Annotated in this window: 2 protein-coding genes; one reads left to right on the plus strand and one right to left on the minus strand. The window is 36.1% G+C overall.

Annotated features, from left to right (window positions below):
- Positions 1–1309: 1309 nt before the first annotated feature.
- On the minus strand, positions 1310–1747 hold the full coding sequence (locus tag HCUR_RS01730) for a hypothetical protein (protein ID WP_104206474.1): 438 nt from the start codon (positions 1745–1747) through the stop codon (positions 1310–1312).
- Between the two features lie 108 nt (positions 1748–1855).
- Between HCUR_RS01730 and HCUR_RS01735 the strand changes: the two genes are divergently transcribed.
- Entirely contained in the window at positions 1856–2083 is a 228-nt protein-coding gene (locus tag HCUR_RS01735; protein ID WP_104206475.1) for a hypothetical protein, read from the plus strand.
- Positions 2084–2202 lie beyond the last annotated feature (119 nt).

A 2202-nucleotide genomic window follows, 5' to 3' on the forward strand; every position in this document is an offset into this window, starting at 1 on the left:
ACCTAACATTTGGGTTAAGCAATCAAGACGCCTATTGTCGATTTTGAAATATGGCTTTAAAATGCGCTTTAACTCGTTGACTGAAACCATGATGTATACCTCTTTTTCGATAATCGAGATTATACACTTTTTGTTTTTATTTCAGCGCGTTACTGTCAATGCAAACTAACTAACCAATTAGTTTTGTCTGGTACAGAGATAATTCTTATGCATAATATTTTTAATAAAATGATCTAGGGTATATCATTTTTCTAAATTAAATGAATTCATTGGAAGCTATTTATAATTAAGAGAGGATAAAAGGGACCACGGTATCAAGAAAAGAATTTATCGCGGTTATGACAGTGTATAGACTACATTTTTAATGGTGGAGCACTAATATACTACCAAGTACCCAATCTGGTGAAGTTCGTGACCGTAATACTCTCTTCTTTAGAAAAGGTTCTGAAAAATTAAATAGGTAGATACTTAGGTAGTGTATATTCATAAAGCAGTGCACGTCTTTTAGTTCGATGGTGCTATAAAAGACAAGTATAAATACAAGTTTTATATCCAAGGTTGACAGACATTATTGATTTTTTAGCTTTGTTAAGCAAAGCAAAACTAATTTTTTAGGATAGTTTCTATCGGGATTCATCCAAAAAAAATCACTGCTTAGGGAGATTTTTCTTTTTGCACGAGGCCATTATAAATTTTTTTAACCCCTCTTGATGAAATTTCATAAGGCGTGGAAGAAGTTTCATATGGAAGAGTGCCGTAAGTCTCAAATACTAAACTATCCTAATTCCACCAAGTCCCTGGTAGAGTTCTACATAAAGCTGAGTGTATGGATGATAAACGTTTGAGTATTTTCCATAACATCTCCAGAGCTTTGTTATTTCTTTCCCCAGCGCTCCTTTATATCTAAGCTCTCCTTCGCCTCCAGTGAGAGGATTTTTATCTAAGGCACTAAAATTTGCAATGCTGTGAGTGCTCGCGGCAATAATCGCTTTTAAGCCTCTTATTTTTTACCTGTTTTTCTCACTACTTTACTGTTTTCTGTCATAGAGGAACTTTTTTCTATTCTATTACACTTATTTCTTCATTTTAATAAGGGAAATAGCATTATAGACAGAAAAAGATGAAGGATGAACTTTGTTCTTTTCGGCATTGAAAAAATTTATCGAACATAGTTCACCATGGTTTTAAGATTGTCAATACCCCTACTCAATTTAAGGTTCAAGTTTTTATACGTACGATCTATCCTAGCTCTAATAAGCTTTTTTGTTTAGGAATCATTTTTTATTTTTGATAATATTTCTAGAGTGTGTCAATATTTATAATTAACGCTTGTAAGATTAAGGTATTTAGTTACAAGAGAAGATAATATTCCAAAGAATATCAGACGACCAATGGGAAGGAATAAAAAAAGTTTGCCCGCGAAAGAAAGGGATTCAGGATGCACTAGTAACGCGATAACTGAAAATTTATCAATGCCGTGATGTAAATTGCGCGCAAGGGAGCAGCGTGGCGTACATTGCCAGAATCTTACGGGAAATAATTGAGGGTTCACAAACGGTTGATAAGATGGTCCAAAGCCGGTGTGTGTCAAATAGATGCTGATACGGAATAGATCATGAGTGGTTCCACAATGATTCGCGCTCATCAACACGCCGTGAGCACCAGAAAAAAATAGAGTCAATGGTACACAAGAACAAGCACTGGGGCGCTTAGCAGACGGTTTTAGCACGCAGATCCACGCTGCCATGAGATGCTTTAGGCGCCCCCATCAGATTCATTCTATCGCCTAGTCAGTTCTCGTGCTATACCAAAGCTCTTAATTTAATGAAGAATTTCTCACTTTAAAAAGCTATTGGTGGATCAAAGTTACGATGCCGATGACATTGTTTATTATGCTGGCAGCGACAACGCTATCATCCCCTCACGATCTATGCGAAAAAACTCCAGAGAATTTGACGCAGATCTTTATACAGAACGCACTCTAGTCGAGCGAATGGTCAACACGTTAACCCATTTCAGGCGCATTTCACCTAAAGAGGACACACTTGTACACGCTTTTTTTCTTTCCTTCATTTTGCTGTAGCACTCATAATATCTAAAGTAAATTTAAATGTCGACACACTCTAGGTGTTTGATCCCAGAGAGTTATGGTATATATTATGAAGATAATAATGCATGGAGAAAAAGCTTATGGGACAAGTA

It is taken from the genome of Holospora curviuscula (assembly GCF_002930195.1).
Classification (GTDB): Bacteria; Pseudomonadota; Alphaproteobacteria; order Holosporales; family Holosporaceae; genus Holospora; species Holospora curviuscula.

What these genes read in the sequence shown, in the direction of transcription:
- HCUR_RS01730 (WP_104206474.1), bottom strand. Translation starts at nt 1,747, where the DNA reads ATGGCAGCGTGGATCTGCGTGCTAAAACCGTCTGCTAAGCGCCCCAGT.